Source organism: Pelagivirga sediminicola (genome assembly GCF_003072125.1).
In the GTDB taxonomy this organism is placed as follows: Bacteria; Pseudomonadota; Alphaproteobacteria; order Rhodobacterales; family Rhodobacteraceae; genus Roseovarius; species Roseovarius sediminicola.
In genome coordinates this window covers 1-500 of sequence record NZ_QCYH01000090.1, presented here as the reverse complement: position 1 = coordinate 500, position 500 = coordinate 1, and the positions used below count along the sequence as shown (strand labels likewise).

The 500-nt window shown below is 50.2% G+C and carries 1 protein-coding gene; it reads right to left on the bottom strand.

Translation table 11 applies throughout. The annotated features are described in order from the left end of the window. Window positions 1-470 (bottom strand): TraG family conjugative transposon ATPase (locus DC366_RS19580; protein WP_243405248.1); only part of this gene is annotated, 470 nt, incomplete at its 3' end. Between the last annotated feature and the right edge of the window lie 30 nt (window positions 471-500).

Genomic DNA, 500 nt, shown 5'->3' with positions numbered 1-500 from the left:
GGTGATACCGAATTTTGGTAATTGGTTTCCTCGGTGAAGAAGCACAATGCAGGTTCGATGAACGTATAGAAACTTTCCTCTGCCGGAAAGTCGCCTGCATTGCCTGCCATGCCTGCCCAATACAGCGTGGCAACATCCACCGTGTTATGCCTCGGTTTGCATTCCATCAAAGCGAGCGCACTGCCCGTGTCGTTCTTTAGCTGTTTGAGTTCACTTGGGTCATCCGACCACGCCATCACATTGAAGTGCGCACGGACGGAGGAAAGCCCGAAGCTGTGCGCTTCGTTCAGATACCTTTCAATCCACTCTTTGTTAATCTGATTGGCACGGCTATACCTTGCCAGTGAGTGCATATTACGGGCTGACTTTTCAAACTTGCGCAGGTTCTCATCGCTGTTATCCAAAAACAGATATTGATTGTAGATGTGGTTACAGCTAAGGAGCAAGCCGACCGGAGAGGCAAAGGACAACAGGCAATCGCTCCTGTCCGTGGACAGCTT